We start from the raw sequence: 16,635 nt of genomic DNA on the forward strand, positions 1-16,635 counted from the left end.
GGAAAGCAAAATCAAAGAATCAGAAAATAGAGAAAATCAGTTTAAAGATGGACAATTATAAGAATTGTGTCTGTGTTTTTCTATCGAAAGGAAATGGGGATGTGCTCTCTCAACGGAATGCCGGAAGGTGTGTTAAAAATCGGTAGTATCTTAAATCTCCTCCTTCGGGAAGGAGGAGTACCCGCAGGGGGAGGTGGTAGGTGAATACGCAATTCTTTCATTCATAGTAAATTATAGACAACCCCATTTTAGTTACTATTGACTTTTGAAACACGCTCTGGCTTTCTGATAGTTATTTCTTCATTTTAGCGAGTAGAATGACGTTGTTGCCTTCTTCATCCAGTGAATTTATCAATGTTTGTGCACGTTTCTTTGCCTCTGCCGGAATATCTTTCCGGGTTATTTCTTTTTCCAGTGTTTCTTTTAGCTGGGCAGGTTCCATGTTGGCAACATAATAACCATTGCCGAATGAAGGCCATATCTGCATCTTTTTCGTTCCCAGGAAATCATTGTACAGGCGGAAGTAGCTGCCATGCAGTGTTTTCTTATCTATGATATACTTGGCAGGCTTGCTGCCGCTCCAAGTGTTTTCTGATACTTGTATCGGCACGGAAACGTCTCCGATAAAGTGACGCGGGTATTCGGAATAGCCATGCCAGGGGATTTTCTCCTTGTTCGGATATTCCACGGTGAATCTGGCTTCGAGTCGATTTTGGGCTGCGTTATAGTGGTACAGACTGTCCGTTCGTGGGGCAGGCATGATCACCATTAACATAACGCCGTAATCATTAGTATTATTATCCATAAATACTTCGTTGCTAAAGTCGCGCGGAACGGTCAGATGTCCCGGTGCGATAAAGTTCTTGCGTTTACCTTTGAAATCTTGTGTCCACACGACAGCCGGCCAGCCTTCGAAAGGCAGAGTTGTCAGAGTGACTTCCGACTTTTCCGTATCTACTCTGAATTTGCCTTTGGGCACGCGCATACATAAAGGAATGGGAGGCTGAGGATTGCCTTGTAAATCGAATACGAGCAGCTTGTCACTCTGCCAGGGCAGTATGTAGATACGGTTGTGGGCTTCGTCCAACTGGTCGGCGTATGTGTTTCCATATTCGTTGGGCCCTTGTCCGTAGGCACCGATAGTGGTGATGAATTTGCCGTCGCGGGTAAAAAGTTTGTAGGGAGTCTGTTTGTTATTGCTCACCAGGATGTATTTTTCTCCCACTGTGGTGCGTATCCAGCCTCCTACTAGTGCTTCGTCCCGGTTGTCTAGTTTGACAACTTGAAGTTCTTCTGTCAAATAGCTGAGTGGAATGTCTACTGTGTCTTTCAAAGCCTTTAAATTACATGAGACTAGTGTGCCGGTAGGTGTCGTGACTCGTTTTGCTACAATAGGGGAGAGTGCCAGTGGGTCGGTCTTTGTTTCACTGTTGTATACAAAAGCAACAATTGCAAGTAGACAACTAGCACATAAACTTAAAATAATAATTCTGTTCTTCATACGGTTCTGTATTTGGTTAGTACTGTTTTTCTGATTATCACTGAGGCAAAAGTAGACCGAAGTGAGCAGAAAAACAAAAAAACAGGCGGACAAAAAGGTACGATGTGACTAGATGTATGTTGTTGATTATTAATAATATAATATATATATGCGTTTGTTTTCAGGCGGACAAAGACTTCAACTACCCTGGGGCGACAGCTAAAAAACTTTGAGAAAACTGTCTAAACTTATATTCTCATCAGTAATTCCCAGCTTATCAGTCTTTATCCGATATTTCCGTTTGGTAATGGCAGCTTTGCTCACACAATAGATATCAGATAAATCCTGTATGTTGACATTGATTTTGACGAGGCAGCAGAAGCCGATTTCTTTATCTCCCAACTGCGGATAAGCCTGTCGTAACCGAACGACAAAATTGTCGAACGCATCATTCACTACTGAAGTGACTTCTGCCCATTCTGCATCTGTCACTACTATCTTGTGACTGGTGCCCGGTTCGTCCTGATTGTTGTTGGCATGGAGTGAGGGCAACTTATGGAAGAATGGCATTCTCCGGAAAAGCGCTTCACGGAGTTCAGTCTCTTTATTCCTTAGCCGGATTTCTTTCTCCCGTAGTCCACTTACTTCGGCTTCTTTGTACAGTAACTGGTTTTCCCGCAGCAGTCGCTTCTTTTTCTCTCTCTGATAAAAGAAAAATGCGATGAATCCGATACTCAGCAGAGCTGTAACGATTCCCAGCATCCATAGTTCCCTTTGCTGCTGTTGCAGATGCAGCTGGTATAATTCATTCTGTAATTTGAGTTGGTTGAATTCTCTTTCCCGTATCCCTGTACTGATATTGTTTAGTATATTGTCCCTTATCGTGCTTTCCTTCTGCTTGGTATAAAAGACTTGTTCCGGATATTCTTTTTCATTGATCAGATTGAATAAGCGTGCATTGGCTTCCATGGCAATAAAGCTGGAAGATGAGATTGCGGCTTGCCGATAGTAATATTGGGCGGAGTCAATCTGATTCAAGGCGGCATGGGTTCTTCCGCATAGCAGCAGATAGTGTGGTACTTCATTTCTTCCGCGGCGTTGGCTCGATAATTGTTGAAGATATATGACTGCTTGCCGGAAATCCTTTCTTTGCAGACTGGTGTTCAACAGACTTTCCAGCGCATAATAATTCAAAGACTGGTATTTGGGCGAATCCATAAGTTCTTTCATTAGCTGCAGATAGCTTTGGGTGTATCTGTCATGATCTTGCATTTTGTTTATAATTTGCAGATATAGCTGGCTGGTAGAAAAATAGAAAAGTGTATCTTTCATCTTAAGAGCCAGTTGTCTGCTGCTGTCTGCCATCACCAATGCCTGCGGATAATCCTGCTTTCTGCTGTATGCTGCCCTTCGTAGCCCGTACAGCCTTGTTTTTAGCGTATCATTTAGCTGGTATCCTTTCAGAATTTGTTCGCTCATCAGTAATGTGGAATCGGGCAGATTACGATATAAATAGGAGGCGCTTTGCTCAATGCGTGCCCGTACATACTGGGTTTGCTGCTCGTTTTGTTTATATTGCCGGATGGCGATCTGCAATAATGAATCATCAGGTGTTCCTGTTTTCCACAGAGTTGCCTTGTAGAGCAACAGGTAATAATCTCCCTGATCATTGAGAGGTAATTTGTCGGGTTCTTCTATTTGTTGCAGGTAGAAAAAGATACTGTCGGTTGATACATTCTCCATCTGCATCGCTTTTTCCAGAAGATGAGATGGGGCAGGTTGACAACTACTCAGCATGATAAGCCATCCGATGAGTAGAAATAGGGGGTAATATGGGTTGTCGTGTTTATTCATATACTAGATTCTATCTTGCGAAAATAGTATTTTATATGAGACAAAGACTTTTTCTTTATGGTATTTTATTGATTTACTGTCAAGCGCTTTTATCCCGCCCAGTTTTCTCTGTCTAGATTGCGATAACTGATGGCTTCAGCCAAATGGGAGGGCTGTATCAGTTCCGCACCCTCAAGGTCGGCAACGGTACGTGCCACCTTTAATATACGGTCGTATGCGCGTGCGGAAAGATTGAGGCGTTCCATTGCATTTCGCAGCAGGGAAAGTCCTTTGTCATCCGGCCGAGCGTAAATGGATAATAACTTGCTGCTCATCTGTGCATTGCAGTAGATACCGGGATGATCGGCATAGCGCTGTTCCTGTATACGGCGTGCCTGAATGACTCTGTTCCGAATAACACTGCTTGCTTCTCCCTGTCGCTGATCGGATATCTTGTCGAACGGAACAGGAACAATCTCTATCTGAATATCAATACGGTCCAACAACGGACCGGATATCTTGTTCAGATACTTTTGTACCTGACCAGGACTGCATACACATGCCTTGGTCGGATGATTATAGTATCCGCAAGGGCATGGATTCATGGATGCAATGAGCATCAGATTGGCGGGATAACTGATTGTGCTCTTTATGCGGGAGATGGTAATCTGCCGGTCTTCCAGTGGCTGGCGCAGGACTTCTAATACCCCTCTGTTGAATTCGGGTAATTCGTCCAAAAATAAAACTCCGTTATGCGCCAGGCTTATTTCTCCCGGTTGGGGAAAACTTCCGCCTCCCACCATTGCAACTTGCGATATCGTATGATGGGGATCACGGAATGGCCGTTGGGAAATCAGTGAAGAGCCCCGGTTTAGTTTTCCTGCAACGGAATGTATTTTGGTCGTTTCCAGGCTTTCACCCAGGGAGAGGGGAGGAAGGATGGAAGGTAACCGTTTAGCCATCATTGATTTACCACTGCCGGGAGCGCCGATCATGATGAGATTATGTCCTCCGGCGGCAGCAACTTCCAACGCCCTTTTCACATTCTCCTGTCCTTTTACGTCTGCAAAGTCCAGGTCAAAGGCTGTTTGCTGTTGATAAAACTCTTCCCGCGTGTTGACAACGGTCTGTTCCAGCTCCCGCTCACCATTGAAGAACTGGATAACTTCTTTGATATTACTGACGCCATATACCTTCAGTTGATTGACAACTGCTGCTTCCCGCGCATTCTGTTGAGGAATAATGAGTCCCTCAAAGTTTTCTTCACGGGCTTTGATAGCAATAGGCAGTGCTCCTTTGATAGGCTGAATGCTCCCGTCAAGACTAAGTTCTCCCATCATCAGATAGCGGGATAACTTTTCGGAAGATATGGTTTCGCTGGCACCCAGCAAGCCGATGGCAAGAGGCAAATCATAAGCCGAGCCTTCTTTGCGGATATCGGCCGGTGCCATATTTACAACCAGGTTACTGGTCGGCATTTTATAGCCATTGACTTGCAGTGCGGAGATAATACGTTGGTGACTTTCCTTCACTGCGGAATCCGGAAGACCGACGAGATAGAACATACAGCCACGTGAGCTGTTGACTTCGATTGTGATGAGTGTTGCATCAATCCCTTGAACAGCCGCTCCGAAAACTTTAATTAGCACGTTTGATTACCGTTTATTTCTTCTGTTTGTTTTTCTTTTCTTTTTCTGTCGCTTCCTCAACGATGTTTTCTATTTTCTTTTTCAGCTCTTCTCCCCGAAGGTTCTTAGCTAAAATCTTTCCGTCCGACGAGAGAAGTATGTTGGCAGGTATTTTATAGATAGAATATTGCTTGGCTACTTCAGAATTGAGTCCGCCGAAATCGCATACCTGTTCCCAGTCCAGCGTATCGCGTTTGATGGCGTCTTTCCATTGCTGCTTGTCTACATCCAGTGAGATGCCGAGCATTCCTATATATTTGTTCTTCTTATACTTTTTGTAGATTTCTCTTAGCTCGCTGTTGCTCTGCTTCTGAGAGATGCTGTCGTTCCAGGAAGCCCAAAAGTTGATCAGCAGGCTTTTCTGCTTGAAGGCGTCTGATGAACGGGTAATCTTTTCTCCTTTCGCATTGGGCAGGCTGAAGAAAGGTGCATATTTGCCAATCTCCGATTTTTCTGCCTGAGTGATTGTTTCATTCAAACGTTCGATATACGGTTTGTCCTGTAATACACCTGTCATTACTTCAACTAGCTTTTTAATTTTACTGAAGTCAGGCGTTTCTTTCTGAACGAAGTATTTGTCTAATAAGTAAAGGCTTACATAGGAGGAGTGATGTTGCAGTATGAACTCTTCCGCCATTTCTTCGGCAGTGTTTGCTTTCTCTACAGTTATTCTTTTATCCACTGTTTCTTCGCTGGCTTTTTCTGAAGGATCAGCCGGATCTTCCAGTGCTTTTTGGAAGTCTGTAAACTCCTCATTGTATATATTTCCACTGATAGTCAGGAAATTCAGGTTGATCGTATCTCCTTTTATTTTGATCTTGTTACCTTTATCAAGAAAGACAGGATATTCAATCCGGTTCTTGAGTAACAGATAGGCAGAAGTGATCGTATCTACGCTGGTAGTGTAGGAGAACTTATCGTTTTCTACATAAATGGTGTCTATCCGGTCGTACAGTTCGTCCATGCCGTACAAATAAAGTGTATCTGTTCCGAGTCCTTTGATCTCTCCGGTGATGGTTGTCTCATTGGAGCCCTTCTTGCATCCGACCAGACAGATAATGATGAGGATTAAAATACTACTCTTTTTCATTGCTTTGATTTCTTTTCTGCGAAAGTACGGTTTTTTACAGATAAAAAAAAGAATTGCCCGTCATTTGTAATGACGAGCAATTCTCAATATCTAAAATAGAGTGGTAATTCTCTTATTTGATGATGCTCATGAAGTCTGCATTTGTGAAGAACTTAGAGAATTCCAAGTCTGTTGCAGCTTTCTTAGCCAACGCAGGTTCTTTAGCAACAGCGCTCTTCAAGCTGCTGGTTACCATAGAAGAATTGTTAGTTCTAGCACCTAGAACTGCCATCAGGTAGTCTGTGTAAGCATCTGGTTTTTCTACGCCTGCCAGTGTGTTTTTAGCTTTGTTGTAGTCCTTAGCAAGGATCTGAGCCAAAGCAGCACTGTTAGTCTTAGCGTCACCGAATGAGTTAACTGCTCTTTCGTACTGGCCTTGAGCGATGTACAGGTTACCCATAGATTCGCCAAGTTCTTTTGTACCTGCAGCTTTACCGAAGTAAGCTTCAGCAGCAGCTTTGTCACCCTTGATCAAAGAGATCAAACCTAAGTTCATGTTTACTTCAGGAGCAGCGTTTACGCTGGCAGCTTTCTTCAGGTAAGATTCAGCTTTGTCAACATTTCCAGCTTGATAAGCAAGCTTACCAAGGTTGTTGTATGCGCGGTAATCGTTAGGGAACTGTTTTGTTGCCTGAGTATAGATAGCTTCCTGTTTTGCAGGGTCGTTAGTCAGTGTAGCAGCATACAGCAATTCTTCGATGTTCAGTTCAGAAGGATTAGAAGAAGCAAGCTTAGTGATTTCTTCGTCAGACTTACCGATGATCTCGTAGTTCAAAGTCAAACGAGAACGACGCAGTTGAGGAAGGATATCGTCAGCCAGGTTCTTGTATACAGAAGAGATGTTCTTGATTTCTTGTTCTCTCTGTGCAGGATCCTGATACATAGATAATACGCGAAGGATCAGTTCTTTATCCTGGATGTTAGATTTAGAAACCAGTTCCTGGAAACCTTCCCAGTCCTGTGCAGTATATTTAGCGTCAACCGGAGCGTCGATCTTAGCTTTCTTCAAGTCTTTGTTCAACATCTTGGTAGTGTTGCTTTCGCGGTTTTCTGCCAGAGTTGTATTCAGGCTTACACCACCATCAGGAGAAGCATAAGCAGAAACTTCGATGTTGCTGATCTTCTTGTTGGCAGCTTCGTTTATGTTAGCAACTTCCTTGTTGAATTCTTTAGCAGTTTTCAACTCGCTTGAACGGATGTTAGCCTGTTGGATCAAGAACATGATGTTAGCATCGTGTTTTTCCTTGATGATACGTTGGAAAGCATCTTCGCCCAGAGCCGGGTTAGCGCTGCCCAATGTGTTATTTACCAATTCAGAAGTAGAGATTACACCATCAGCTACTTTCACAGCGGGGATAACGACTTCCTTTTTACCAACTTTAGCTTTGAATTCAAGCCACAGTTCAGATTTTGCCATTTCAGGAACATAGTCGAAAGATGTTTTCATCGTATAGCTACCACCTACTTTGTAAGAGATAGTCTGATCGTTTCCTTCTACTTTTTCTCCTTGGAACACAGCACTTTGTCCTTTAGCTTCACCGCCATTCCATTTCAAAACCGGAGTAACTTCTACTACAGCTTTTTTCTTGAAATACTTTTCAGGGAATTTACCATTAATGGTAGCAGGAACTTTACCACCTACTGCTTCCAACACTTGTGGAGTAACAGTGAAGTAGTCCGCTGACAGGGGACCCATTTTCTTGCACGAAGAGAAAAGTGCAACAACAATTGCCATGAGTAAAGGCAAGTACAACTTCTTTGTCATTTTAGGTATAAATTAAATGTTTGTAATTGAAATATCGTCATATTTATAACCCCTTTTCAATCCTAATAAAGGAAAAACATCGCAAAGATATTAATTCTTAATATAATTATGTAGTTAGCAGGAGGTTTTTATCATAATTTAATGAAAACCCGACTCTTTTTCTCGCCGATACTTGATATTTCGGGGATGATGCTCGATAATCTCGCTGCGAAGCATGTTTCGGTCGATATGGGTATAAATTTCGGTCGTCGCAATCGATTCGTGTCCGAGCATGCATTGGATGGCCCGTAAATTGGCGCCACCTTCCAGTAAATGAGTGGCAAAGGAGTGTCGGAAAGTGTGCGGACTGATGTTTTTGGTGATACCCGCATTTTGTGCTAATTCTTTTATCATATGAAAGATCATAATCCGGGAAAGTGATTTGCCTTTCCGCTGGCTGACAAACACAAAATCTTCATAGTCTTTTTTAACTTCTATCCGGTTGCGGTCCAAGAAATAAAGTTTGATCTCGTTAATGGCACGGGGGGAAATGGGAACAAGACGTTGCTTGCTTCCTTTGCCTTCTACTTTGATGAAGCCTTCATCAAAATAGAGATCGGATAATTTGAGGCTGACAAGTTCGGATACACGGAGTCCGCAGCTGTATAATGTTTCCAGAATAGCTCTGTTGCGCTGTCCTTCGGCTTTGCTGCGGTCTACGGAGGAGATGATGTTGTCGATCTCTTCTACGGTCAGCACTTCGGGGAGTTTTAATCCTATCTTGGGACCTTCCAGCAGTTCGCTGGGATCAGCCTCCAGATAATCCGCCATAATAAGGAAACGGAAGAAGGACTTGATGCCGGATAAAATGCGTGCCTGAGAACGAGGATGAATGCCGATGTCATGCAATCCCGCAGCGAAACGCTGGAGATCGGACAGGCATACTTCAAGAACATCTATCCCTTCCAGAGTCAGAAAACTCATCAGTTTATCCAGATCGGTCAGATAAGCGTCCAATGTATTGGGGGATAAAGACTTTTCCAGCTTGAGGTACTGCTGGTACTTTCTGATTATCAGTGCTTGTTGCTCCTTCTTCTTGTTTTTTTCGTTGATTTCCATTTCTTTTTTCTACCTTTGTAGCCTGAAATATTGTTCTTTGGATACAAAGGTATTAAAAAAGCAGGACTACGGCGATGAGAATACAAATTATTAATGGCCCGAACATCAATCTGTTGGGCAAACGTGAACCTTCCATATACGGAAGTGTTACATTTGAAGACTATCTGGCTGAGCTTCGTAAAAGATATGCTGATTTGGAGATCGACTATTTTCAATCGAACATTGAGGGAGAAATGATTGACTGCATTCAGCAGGTAGGTTTTGAGGTAGACGGCATCATTCTGAATGCCGGCGCTTATACACATACCTCCATCGCTCTGCAGGATGCCATTCGTTCTGTGACTTCTCCGGTGATCGAGGTACATATTTCTAATGTACATAGCCGTGAGTCTTTCCGGCATGTATCTATGATCGCCTGCGCATGCAAAGGAGTGATCTGTGGCTTCGGGCTGAACTCGTATCGTTTGGCTCTGGAGGCTTTGTTAGGTAATAAATAAGGTATTAATATATTAAATAGGTAAAAAGGCTATGTTACTGAAACAGACAAAAATCGTCGCATCCATTTCGGACAGACGTTGCGATGTGGACTTTATAAAACAGCTGTTTGAAGCTGGGATGAATGTGGTACGTATGAATACGGCTCACGCTAGCCGTGAAGGTTTTGAAGCGTTGATTGCCAATGTACGTTCCGTATCCAACCGGATTGCAATCCTCATGGATACCAAAGGACCGGAAGTACGTACAACTGCCAATGCGGAACCGATTCCATATCAGATAGGTGATAAAGTAAAGATTGTCGGCAATCCTGATCAGGAGACGACTCGTGAATGTATCGCTGTTTCGTATCCTAACTTTGTGAACGATTTGAATATCGGAGGTCTGGTTCTGATTGACGATGGTGATCTTGAACTGGAAGTAATCGATAAGACAGCCGATTATCTGCTTTGCGAAGTGAAAAACGATGCAACGTTGGGAAGCCGCAAGAGCGTGAACGTCCCGGGTGTTCGTATCAATCTTCCTTCATTGACAGAGAAAGACCGTAACAATATACTTTACGCGATTGAAAAGGATATCGATTTCATCGCTCACTCTTTCGTGCGCAACCGTCAGGACGTACTTGATATCCGTGAAATTCTGGATGCTCACAATAGTGATATCCGGATTATTGCCAAGATTGAGAATCAGGAAGGGGTGGACAACATCGACGAGATTCTTGAAGTGGCGGACGGCGTGATGGTAGCCCGTGGTGACCTGGGTATCGAAGTGCCGCAGGAACGTATTCCGGGTATCCAGCGTGTGCTGATCCGCAAATGTATCCTGGCAAAGAAACCGGTGATCGTTGCGACTCAGATGCTTCATACCATGATCAACAATCCTCGTCCGACCCGCGCGGAAGTGACCGATATCGCGAATGCAATCTACTATCGTACGGATGCTCTGATGTTGAGCGGTGAGACTGCTTATGGCAAATATCCGGTAGATGCAGTCAAGACAATGACCAAGATCGCGGCCCAGGCTGAAAAAGATAAACTGGAAGAGAATGATATCCGTATCCCGTTGAACGAAAACAGTAACGATGTAACGGCCTTCCTTGCTAAACAGGCAGTGAAAGCTACATCGAAACTGAAGATACGTGCCATCATCACAGACAGCTATAGCGGACGGACCGCCCGTAATCTGGCAGCTTTCCGTGGTAAGTTCCCGGTATTGGCTATCTGCTATAAAGAAAAGACCATGCGTCATCTGGCACTTTCTTATGGAGTGGAAGCAATCTATATGCCGGAGCTGGCCAACGGACAGGAATATTATTTTGCCGCTTTGCGCCGCCTGTTGAAGGAAGGACGTTTGCAGCCGACTGATATGGTAGGATATCTGAGTAGCGGTAAGGCAGGTACACAAACTTCATTCCTCGAAATCAATGTCGTGGAAGATGCGTTGAAACATGCGGGAGAAACTGTATTGCCTAACAACAATCGTTATCTCTAACTGTTACATCTAAAATAAGTTTTTTATGCAGGAGACTGAATCTATTGATGAATATATTTTGCAGCATATCGATGCGGAAAGTGACTATCTGAAAGCACTCTACCGGGATACGCATGTGAAACTGCTTCGTCCCCGTATGGCTTCCGGGCATTTACAGGGGCGGATGCTGAAAATGTTTGTGGAGATGATTCGCCCCCGGCATATACTGGAGATCGGAACGTATAGCGGTTATTCTGCCCTTTGTCTGGCGGAAGGCTTGTCGGAGGGCGGAATGTTGCATACGTTTGAAATTAATGATGAACAAGAGGACTTTACCCGTCCCTGGCTGGAGAATTCTCCTTTTGCGGACAAGATTCGCTTTTATATAGGAGATGCCTTGGAGCTTGTTCCTCATTTGGGCGTTACGTTCGATCTGGCCTTCATTGACGGTGATAAACGTAAATATATCGATTATTACGAGATGGTTTTAAAGCATCTTTCCACAGGTGGGTATATCATTGCCGACAATACATTGTGGGATGGTCATGTGTTGGAACAATCTCGTAGTACGGATACGCAGACCATTGGCATCAAAGCATTCAATGACGCCCTTGTGACGGACGACCGGGTGGAGAAAGTGATCCTGCCTTTGCGTGATGGGTTAACTATAATAAGAAAAAAGTAAGATAAGGAGTAAATTTATGGAAACAACCAGACAGAATAAGATATCCCGCCTGTTACAGAAGGAGCTGAGCGAGATATTCCTGCTTCAGACAAAGGCAATGCCGGGTATATTAATATCGGTCAGCGCAGTTCGTATCAGTCCTGATATGAGTATTGCGCGCGTGTACCTGAGCGTTTTCCCGTCAGAGAAAGCAGAAGAAATGGTGAAGAATATCAATGAGAACATGAAGTCCATTCGCTTTGAGCTCGGAACCCGTGTGCGTCATCAATTACGGATTATTCCCGAATTGAAGTTCTTCGTGGACGACTCACTGGATTATATTGAGAAGATTGACTCTTTGCTGAAGTGAATTTTCCCTTCTACATAGCCCGGCGTTATCTTTTCTCGAAAAAGAAGCATAATGCTATCAATATTATTTCCGGCATATCAGTATGCGGGGTGGCACTTGCTACGTTGGCACTGGTCTGCACGCTTTCCGTATTCAACGGATTTCAGGATATGGTAGCCAGCTTTTTCACAGCTTTTGATCCTCAGTTGAAGATTACCATCCGCGAGGGAAAAGTCTTCGATGGACAGGATGAAAAGATTCGTGCGGTCTGTGCGCTTCCGGAGGTCTCGGTATCTACAGAGACGCTGGAAGAGAATGCGATGGTGCAATATAAAGACCGTCAGGCTATGGTTGTGTTGAAAGGCGTGGAAGATAACTTTGAGGATTTAACCGAAATAGATAGCATTCTTTACGGAGCCGGCGAGTTTATTCTTCATGATTCGATAGTGAATTATGGAGTGATGGGCGTGGAACTGGTTTCAACTTTGGGTACCGGACTGGCCTTCGTGGATCCTTTGCAGGTGTATCTTCCCAAGCGTAATGCCAAAGTGAATATGGCGAATCCCGGGGCTTCTTTCAATCGCGACTATCTTTATTCACCGGGTGTTGTGTTCGTGGTCAACCAACAGAAGTATGATGAAAGCTATATTCTCACTTCCCTTGATTTCCTTCGTAACTTATTGGACTATACGACAGAGGTTTCCGGCATTGAGTTGAAACTGAAACCGAACGCCAATATATCATCCGTACAGTCTAAAATAGAAAAAATGCTGGGTGATGACTTTGTGGTACAGAACCGTTATCAGCAGCAAGCAGATGTTTTCCGTATCATGGAAATAGAGAAGCTGATCTCTTATCTGTTTCTTACTTTTATTCTGATGATTGCCTGTTTTAATGTGATCGGTTCTCTTTCCATGTTGATTCTGGATAAGAAAGACGATGTCATAACCTTGCGCAGTCTGGGAGCCAGTGATAAACTGATATCCCGTATCTTTTTATTTGAGGGACGGCTCATCTCTCTCTTTGGTGCTATCTCCGGTATTATACTAGGGTTGATATTGTGTTTCATTCAGCAGAAGTTTGGCATCATTACCCTTGGTGGAGGTGGTGGAACTTTTGTGGTGGACGCTTATCCGGTAAGTGTTCACGTATGGGATGTAGTACTTATTTTTATTACTGTTTTAGCAGTGGGATTCCTGTCTGTATGGTATCCAGTGCGCTATTTAAGCAAGCGACTTCTGTAATTGGCTGAAGAAGAAAAAGATTATAACCTTAGAATACGGAGGTGTAGGTATTTTGTAGGGGAGTTTGCTAAAGTGGAACTAAAGTATTTTATGTATTTGGGCAGAAACTATATAAACAAAAAAGCGCAGGCAGGAGACGAACTCCTTTGCCTGCGCTTTTCTTTTTTTCTCAGTCAAGTGAATTACTTCACTTCCCAAGTATCGTTTGTCATCAGCAACTCTTGGAAATTGTGATATTTTTTCTTGCCTTTGACTTCTTCAATCTGTTCTGCTACGGCATCGTTGTAGGTAGGCGCCTCTACTTCACGAATCACACCGAGTGCAATCGGGAAATCAGGACCTTCCATCAAAGCCAACTTCAACTGAAGAGTATTGTCCTGGCAATGAGCATCGTGAATCAGAATATCTTTTTCTGTGATGCCATTCTCGCCAAGTTTCACCACTTTCAGTCCAAAACCTTCCTGCATCAATCCGAACTCTTTGTTTTCACCGAACAGCATCGGTTTGCCGTGTTCCAGATAGATTGCATTCTTTGCGCGTCCTTCCTTTGTTGCAACAGAAGCGTGAGTTCCGTCATTGAAGATTACGCAGTTCTGCAGAACTTCCACAACGGATGCACCCTTGTGGTTGGCAGCTGCTTTCAGAACCTCTACAGAAGCGGCGCCGTCTACAGCGATACAACGTGCAAAGAAACGTCCGCGTGCGCCGAATGCCAGTTCTGCCGGATGGAAAGGGTCTTCTACCGTTCCGTAAGGAGACGATTTGCTGACGAATCCGCGTTCGGAAGTCGGTGAATACTGTCCTTTGGTCAGTCCGTAGATACGGTTGTTCAACAGAATCATGTTCAGGTCGATGTTACGACGAACAGCGTGGATGAAGTGGTTACCACCGATAGCTAGACCGTCACCGTCACCGGAAATCTGCCAGATAGTCAAATCCGGATTAGCCACTTTGGCACCTGTTGCAACGGCAGCGGCACGTCCGTGGATGGTATGGAAGCCATACGTATTTACATAATAAGGCAGACGGGAAGAGCAACCGATACCGGAAATTACGGCGATATTGTGCGGAGCTACTCCCAGTTCGGCCATTGCCTTGTGCAGTGAGTTCAGGAAAGCGTGGTCACCGCATCCCGGACACCAGCGAGGCTGACCTGATTTATAATCTTGTACGGTATATACTTTATCGCTCATCTCTTATTCCTCCAATAATTTAGTAAATGCATCTATCAATTCTCTCGTAACGAAAGGCTGTCCTTTCACTTGGTTGAACTGGCTGATATTCAGTCCGGGTACTTTCATACGCAGGTAACCGGCAAATTGTCCCAGATTCTGTTCGGCTACTACGATCTTCTTATATTTACGTAATACGTCGGCTGTATTCTTCGGCAGCGGGTTGATGTACTGGAAGTGTGCGAATGCAACCTTCTTTCCATGTTCGCGCATGAAGTCCATAGCCAGACGGAGATGTCCGTAGGTACCGCCCCAGCCTACAATCAGCAAGTCTGCGTCTTCGTCGCCCAGCACTTCAAGTTCGGGGATGTAGTCTGCAATCTTGTCCACTTTTGCCTGACGCAGGTGAACCATCTTGTTGTGGTTTTCGGGTTCGGTAGAGATAGCGCCGGTTTCGTTACTCTTTTCAAGCCCACCGATACGGTGCATGAAGCCTTCTGTTCCCGGAGTCGCCCAGTAGCGTGCGCCTGTTTCTTCGTTACGTTGGTACGGGGTCCAGTTGCCCGCCATGTCCGGAGTTACATACGGAGGGTTGATGGCAGGGTAGTCATTCAGATCGGGAAGTTTCCATGCGGCAGAGCCGTTGGCAACGAAAGCATCTGTCAGCAATACGACCGGAGTCATGTGTTCCAAAGCAATTTTGGCTGCCATGTAGGCGGCATCGAAACAGTTGGTCGGTGAAGTGGCGGCGATAACCGGCATCGGGCTTTCGCCGTTACGACCGTAGAGTGCTTGCAGCAAGTCGGTCTGTTCCGATTTGGTAGGCAGACCCGTAGACGGACCACCACGCTGTACGTTGACAATCACCAACGGAAGTTCGCCGATAACGGCCAAGTTCATCGCCTCACTTTTCAGGCAGATGCCCGGACCGGAAGTTGTCGTTACTGCCAGCGCACCTGCAAAAGCTGCACCAACGGCAGAAGCACAACCGGCGATTTCGTCTTCGCACTGTACGGTTTTTACTCCCAGTGATTTATGCTTGGCCAATTCATGCAGAATATCGGTAGCTGGAGTGATCGGGTATGAACCCAGATACAGTTCCAGACCGGCTTTTTCGGCTGCGGCAATCAATCCGTAAGATGTTGCCTTGTTACCATTAATATCTGTATAAAGCCCTTTTGATTTCGGAGCTTTGCTTTCAATCTTATAAGTAGAGGTAGAAGCGTGTGTGTTGGCACCGTAGTTGTAGCCATCGTTCAATACCTTAATATTTGCTTCTGCGATTTCCGGTTTCTTGGCGAACTTCTCGCGCAGCATCTTTTCCGCTGCTGCCAGATTGCGGTTGAACAGCCAGCAAACCAGTCCGAGCGCAAACATATTCTTGCAACGGAGAATCGTTTTATTGTCCAGTCCGGAATCTTTCAGACTTTCTTTGCACATAGAAGAGATGGGCACTTCCAGCACTTCTTGTTTAACGCCTAATTCTTCAAAAGGATTGTTGGTCTTAAATTGTGCTTTTTCCAGGTCTCTGGCTTCGAACGAGTCGGAGTCGGTAATGATAAGTCCTTGCGGTTTACAGAATTTGATTTGTGTTTTCAGTGCGGAGGGGTTCATCGCTACTAATACGTGGCAACGGTCTCCTGGAGTGTACACCTGTCCTGCGCCTACGTGGATCTGAAAACCGGAAACACCGGTCAGTGAACCTTGCGGGGCACGGATGTCTGCCGGATAGTCGGGGAATGTACAGATGTCATTTCCTACCGTAGCCGACACGTTCGAGAAGATGTTGCCTGCCAGCTGCATACCATCGCCGGAGTCGCCGGAGAAACGTACTACGACTTCCTCCAATTCTTTAACCATCATTTCGTCTGCCATAACTTTAATTACTATATTTAATTTAAAAACTGATTTTACTTTCAATTTGTGAGCGCAAAGGTCGGAAAGTTAATCGAATTATCAAAATAAATCGAACTTTATTGTCCTATTGACGCCAAATAATTGGATTTACTGAAAGGAACCTGCATTTTTATTCTTGTTAAATCAACAGAAACCGTTATCTTTGCAACCAAAATAAAAGCGGCCTTGTAGTTCAACGGATAGAATAGAAGTTTCCTAAACTTTAGATAGGGGTTCGATTCCCCTCGGGGCTACTAAGAGAAATCTGCGGGAGGCGGTGTTGTTTTGCTTCATACTGTATTGAGTTTTAAGTATTACAATGGCTTCTTTAAAGATTAACGTCTTATAGCTT

13 protein-coding genes and 1 tRNA gene are annotated in these 16,635 nt (G+C 44.5%); 6 read left to right on the plus strand and 8 right to left on the minus strand.

Features of this window, described 5'->3' with window-relative positions; all coding sequences use genetic code 11:
• Positions 1–292: 292 nt before the first annotated feature.
• From DW640_RS11265 to xerD, 6 genes are all read right to left on the minus strand, one after another.
• Positions 293–1,501, minus strand: a complete 1,209-nt coding sequence (locus DW640_RS11265) for a 6-bladed beta-propeller (RefSeq protein ID WP_074857941.1) — start codon at positions 1,499–1,501, stop codon at positions 293–295.
• A 198-nt stretch (positions 1,502–1,699) separates the two neighbouring features.
• Complete coding sequence (locus DW640_RS11270) at positions 1,700–3,334, minus strand: hypothetical protein (protein WP_165360370.1); 1,635 nt, start codon at positions 3,332–3,334, stop codon at positions 1,700–1,702.
• An 89-nt stretch (positions 3,335–3,423) separates the two neighbouring features.
• A complete protein-coding gene (locus DW640_RS11275; RefSeq protein ID WP_117578142.1) occupies positions 3,424–4,962 on the minus strand; it encodes a YifB family Mg chelatase-like AAA ATPase in 1,539 nt (512 codons plus the stop codon).
• Between the two features lie 13 nt (positions 4,963–4,975).
• Positions 4,976–6,091, minus strand: coding sequence for a TlpA disulfide reductase family protein (locus tag DW640_RS11280; RefSeq protein WP_117578144.1), 1,116 nt, complete (start codon positions 6,089–6,091; stop codon positions 4,976–4,978).
• Between the two features lie 112 nt (positions 6,092–6,203).
• Positions 6,204–7,895 (minus strand): tetratricopeptide repeat protein, encoded by a 1,692-nt coding sequence (locus DW640_RS11285; RefSeq protein WP_008761919.1) that lies wholly within the window; start codon positions 7,893–7,895, stop codon positions 6,204–6,206.
• Between the two features lie 138 nt (positions 7,896–8,033).
• Positions 8,034–8,993, minus strand: coding sequence for a site-specific tyrosine recombinase XerD (gene xerD, locus DW640_RS11290; protein ID WP_117578146.1), 960 nt, complete (start codon positions 8,991–8,993; stop codon positions 8,034–8,036).
• 74 nt (positions 8,994–9,067) lie between these two features.
• Between xerD and aroQ the strand changes: the two genes are divergently transcribed.
• Genes aroQ through DW640_RS11315 form a run of 5 tightly spaced genes read left to right on the plus strand, consistent with a single transcriptional unit; the run spans position 9,068 to position 13,215 of the window.
• Positions 9,068–9,490, plus strand: a complete 423-nt coding sequence (gene aroQ / locus DW640_RS11295; protein ID WP_008761921.1) for a type II 3-dehydroquinate dehydratase — start codon at positions 9,068–9,070, stop codon at positions 9,488–9,490.
• A gap of 31 nt (positions 9,491–9,521) precedes the next feature.
• A complete protein-coding gene (gene pyk / locus DW640_RS11300; RefSeq protein WP_008761922.1) occupies positions 9,522–10,979 on the plus strand; it encodes a pyruvate kinase in 1,458 nt (485 codons plus the stop codon).
• A gap of 25 nt (positions 10,980–11,004) precedes the next feature.
• Entirely contained in the window at positions 11,005–11,643 is a 639-nt protein-coding gene (locus DW640_RS11305) for an O-methyltransferase (protein ID WP_117578148.1), read from the plus strand.
• Between the two features lie 16 nt (positions 11,644–11,659).
• Positions 11,660–11,992: a 30S ribosome-binding factor RbfA gene (gene rbfA, locus DW640_RS11310; protein WP_008761924.1), complete on the plus strand. Its 333-nt coding sequence runs from the start codon at positions 11,660–11,662 to the stop codon at positions 11,990–11,992.
• Complete coding sequence (locus DW640_RS11315) at positions 11,989–13,215, plus strand: FtsX-like permease family protein (RefSeq protein WP_117578150.1); 1,227 nt, start codon at positions 11,989–11,991, stop codon at positions 13,213–13,215. Before rbfA ends, DW640_RS11315 begins: the two co-directional genes overlap by 4 nt.
• 182 nt (positions 13,216–13,397) lie before the next feature.
• Here the strand turns inward: DW640_RS11315 and DW640_RS11320 are convergent, their stop codons facing one another.
• On the minus strand, positions 13,398–14,408 hold the full coding sequence (locus tag DW640_RS11320) for a 2-oxoacid:ferredoxin oxidoreductase subunit beta (RefSeq protein ID WP_011108506.1): 1,011 nt from the start codon (positions 14,406–14,408) through the stop codon (positions 13,398–13,400).
• A 3-nt stretch (positions 14,409–14,411) separates the two neighbouring features.
• The gene (locus tag DW640_RS11325) at positions 14,412–16,262 is read right to left on the minus strand and encodes a 2-oxoacid:acceptor oxidoreductase subunit alpha (RefSeq protein WP_032840807.1); all 1,851 of its coding nucleotides are present in this window, start codon (positions 16,260–16,262) and stop codon (positions 14,412–14,414) included.
• Between the two features lie 203 nt (positions 16,263–16,465).
• Between DW640_RS11325 and DW640_RS11330 the strand changes: the two genes are divergently transcribed.
• Positions 16,466–16,537 (plus strand) — tRNA-Arg (locus DW640_RS11330).
• Positions 16,538–16,635: the final 98 nt, after the last annotated feature.

Source organism: Bacteroides sp. AM23-12, from assembly GCF_003434395.1.
Taxonomy (GTDB): Bacteria; Bacteroidota; Bacteroidia; order Bacteroidales; family Bacteroidaceae; genus Bacteroides; species Bacteroides thetaiotaomicron.

Excerpts from the sequence above, each read along its gene's own strand:
- DW640_RS11265 (WP_074857941.1), bottom strand. The coding sequence starts at position 1,501 with ATGAAGAACAGAATTATTATTTTAAGTTTATGTGCTAGTTGTCTACTT.
- pyk (WP_008761922.1), top strand. The coding sequence starts at position 9,522 with ATGTTACTGAAACAGACAAAAATCGTCGCATCCATTTCGGACAGACGT.
- DW640_RS11320 (WP_011108506.1), bottom strand. The coding sequence starts at position 14,408 with ATGAGCGATAAAGTATATACCGTACAAGATTATAAATCAGGTCAGCCT.
- DW640_RS11305 (WP_117578148.1), top strand. The coding sequence starts at position 11,005 with ATGCAGGAGACTGAATCTATTGATGAATATATTTTGCAGCATATCGAT.
- xerD (WP_117578146.1), bottom strand. The coding sequence starts at position 8,993 with ATGGAAATCAACGAAAAAAACAAGAAGAAGGAGCAACAAGCACTGATA.
- DW640_RS11325 (WP_032840807.1), bottom strand. The coding sequence starts at position 16,262 with ATGGCAGACGAAATGATGGTTAAAGAATTGGAGGAAGTCGTAGTACGT.
- DW640_RS11270 (WP_165360370.1), bottom strand. The coding sequence starts at position 3,334 with ATGAATAAACACGACAACCCATATTACCCCCTATTTCTACTCATCGGA.
- rbfA (WP_008761924.1), top strand. The coding sequence starts at position 11,660 with ATGGAAACAACCAGACAGAATAAGATATCCCGCCTGTTACAGAAGGAG.
- aroQ (WP_008761921.1), top strand. The coding sequence starts at position 9,068 with ATGAGAATACAAATTATTAATGGCCCGAACATCAATCTGTTGGGCAAA.
- DW640_RS11285 (WP_008761919.1), bottom strand. The coding sequence starts at position 7,895 with ATGACAAAGAAGTTGTACTTGCCTTTACTCATGGCAATTGTTGTTGCA.
- DW640_RS11280 (WP_117578144.1), bottom strand. The coding sequence starts at position 6,091 with ATGAAAAAGAGTAGTATTTTAATCCTCATCATTATCTGTCTGGTCGGA.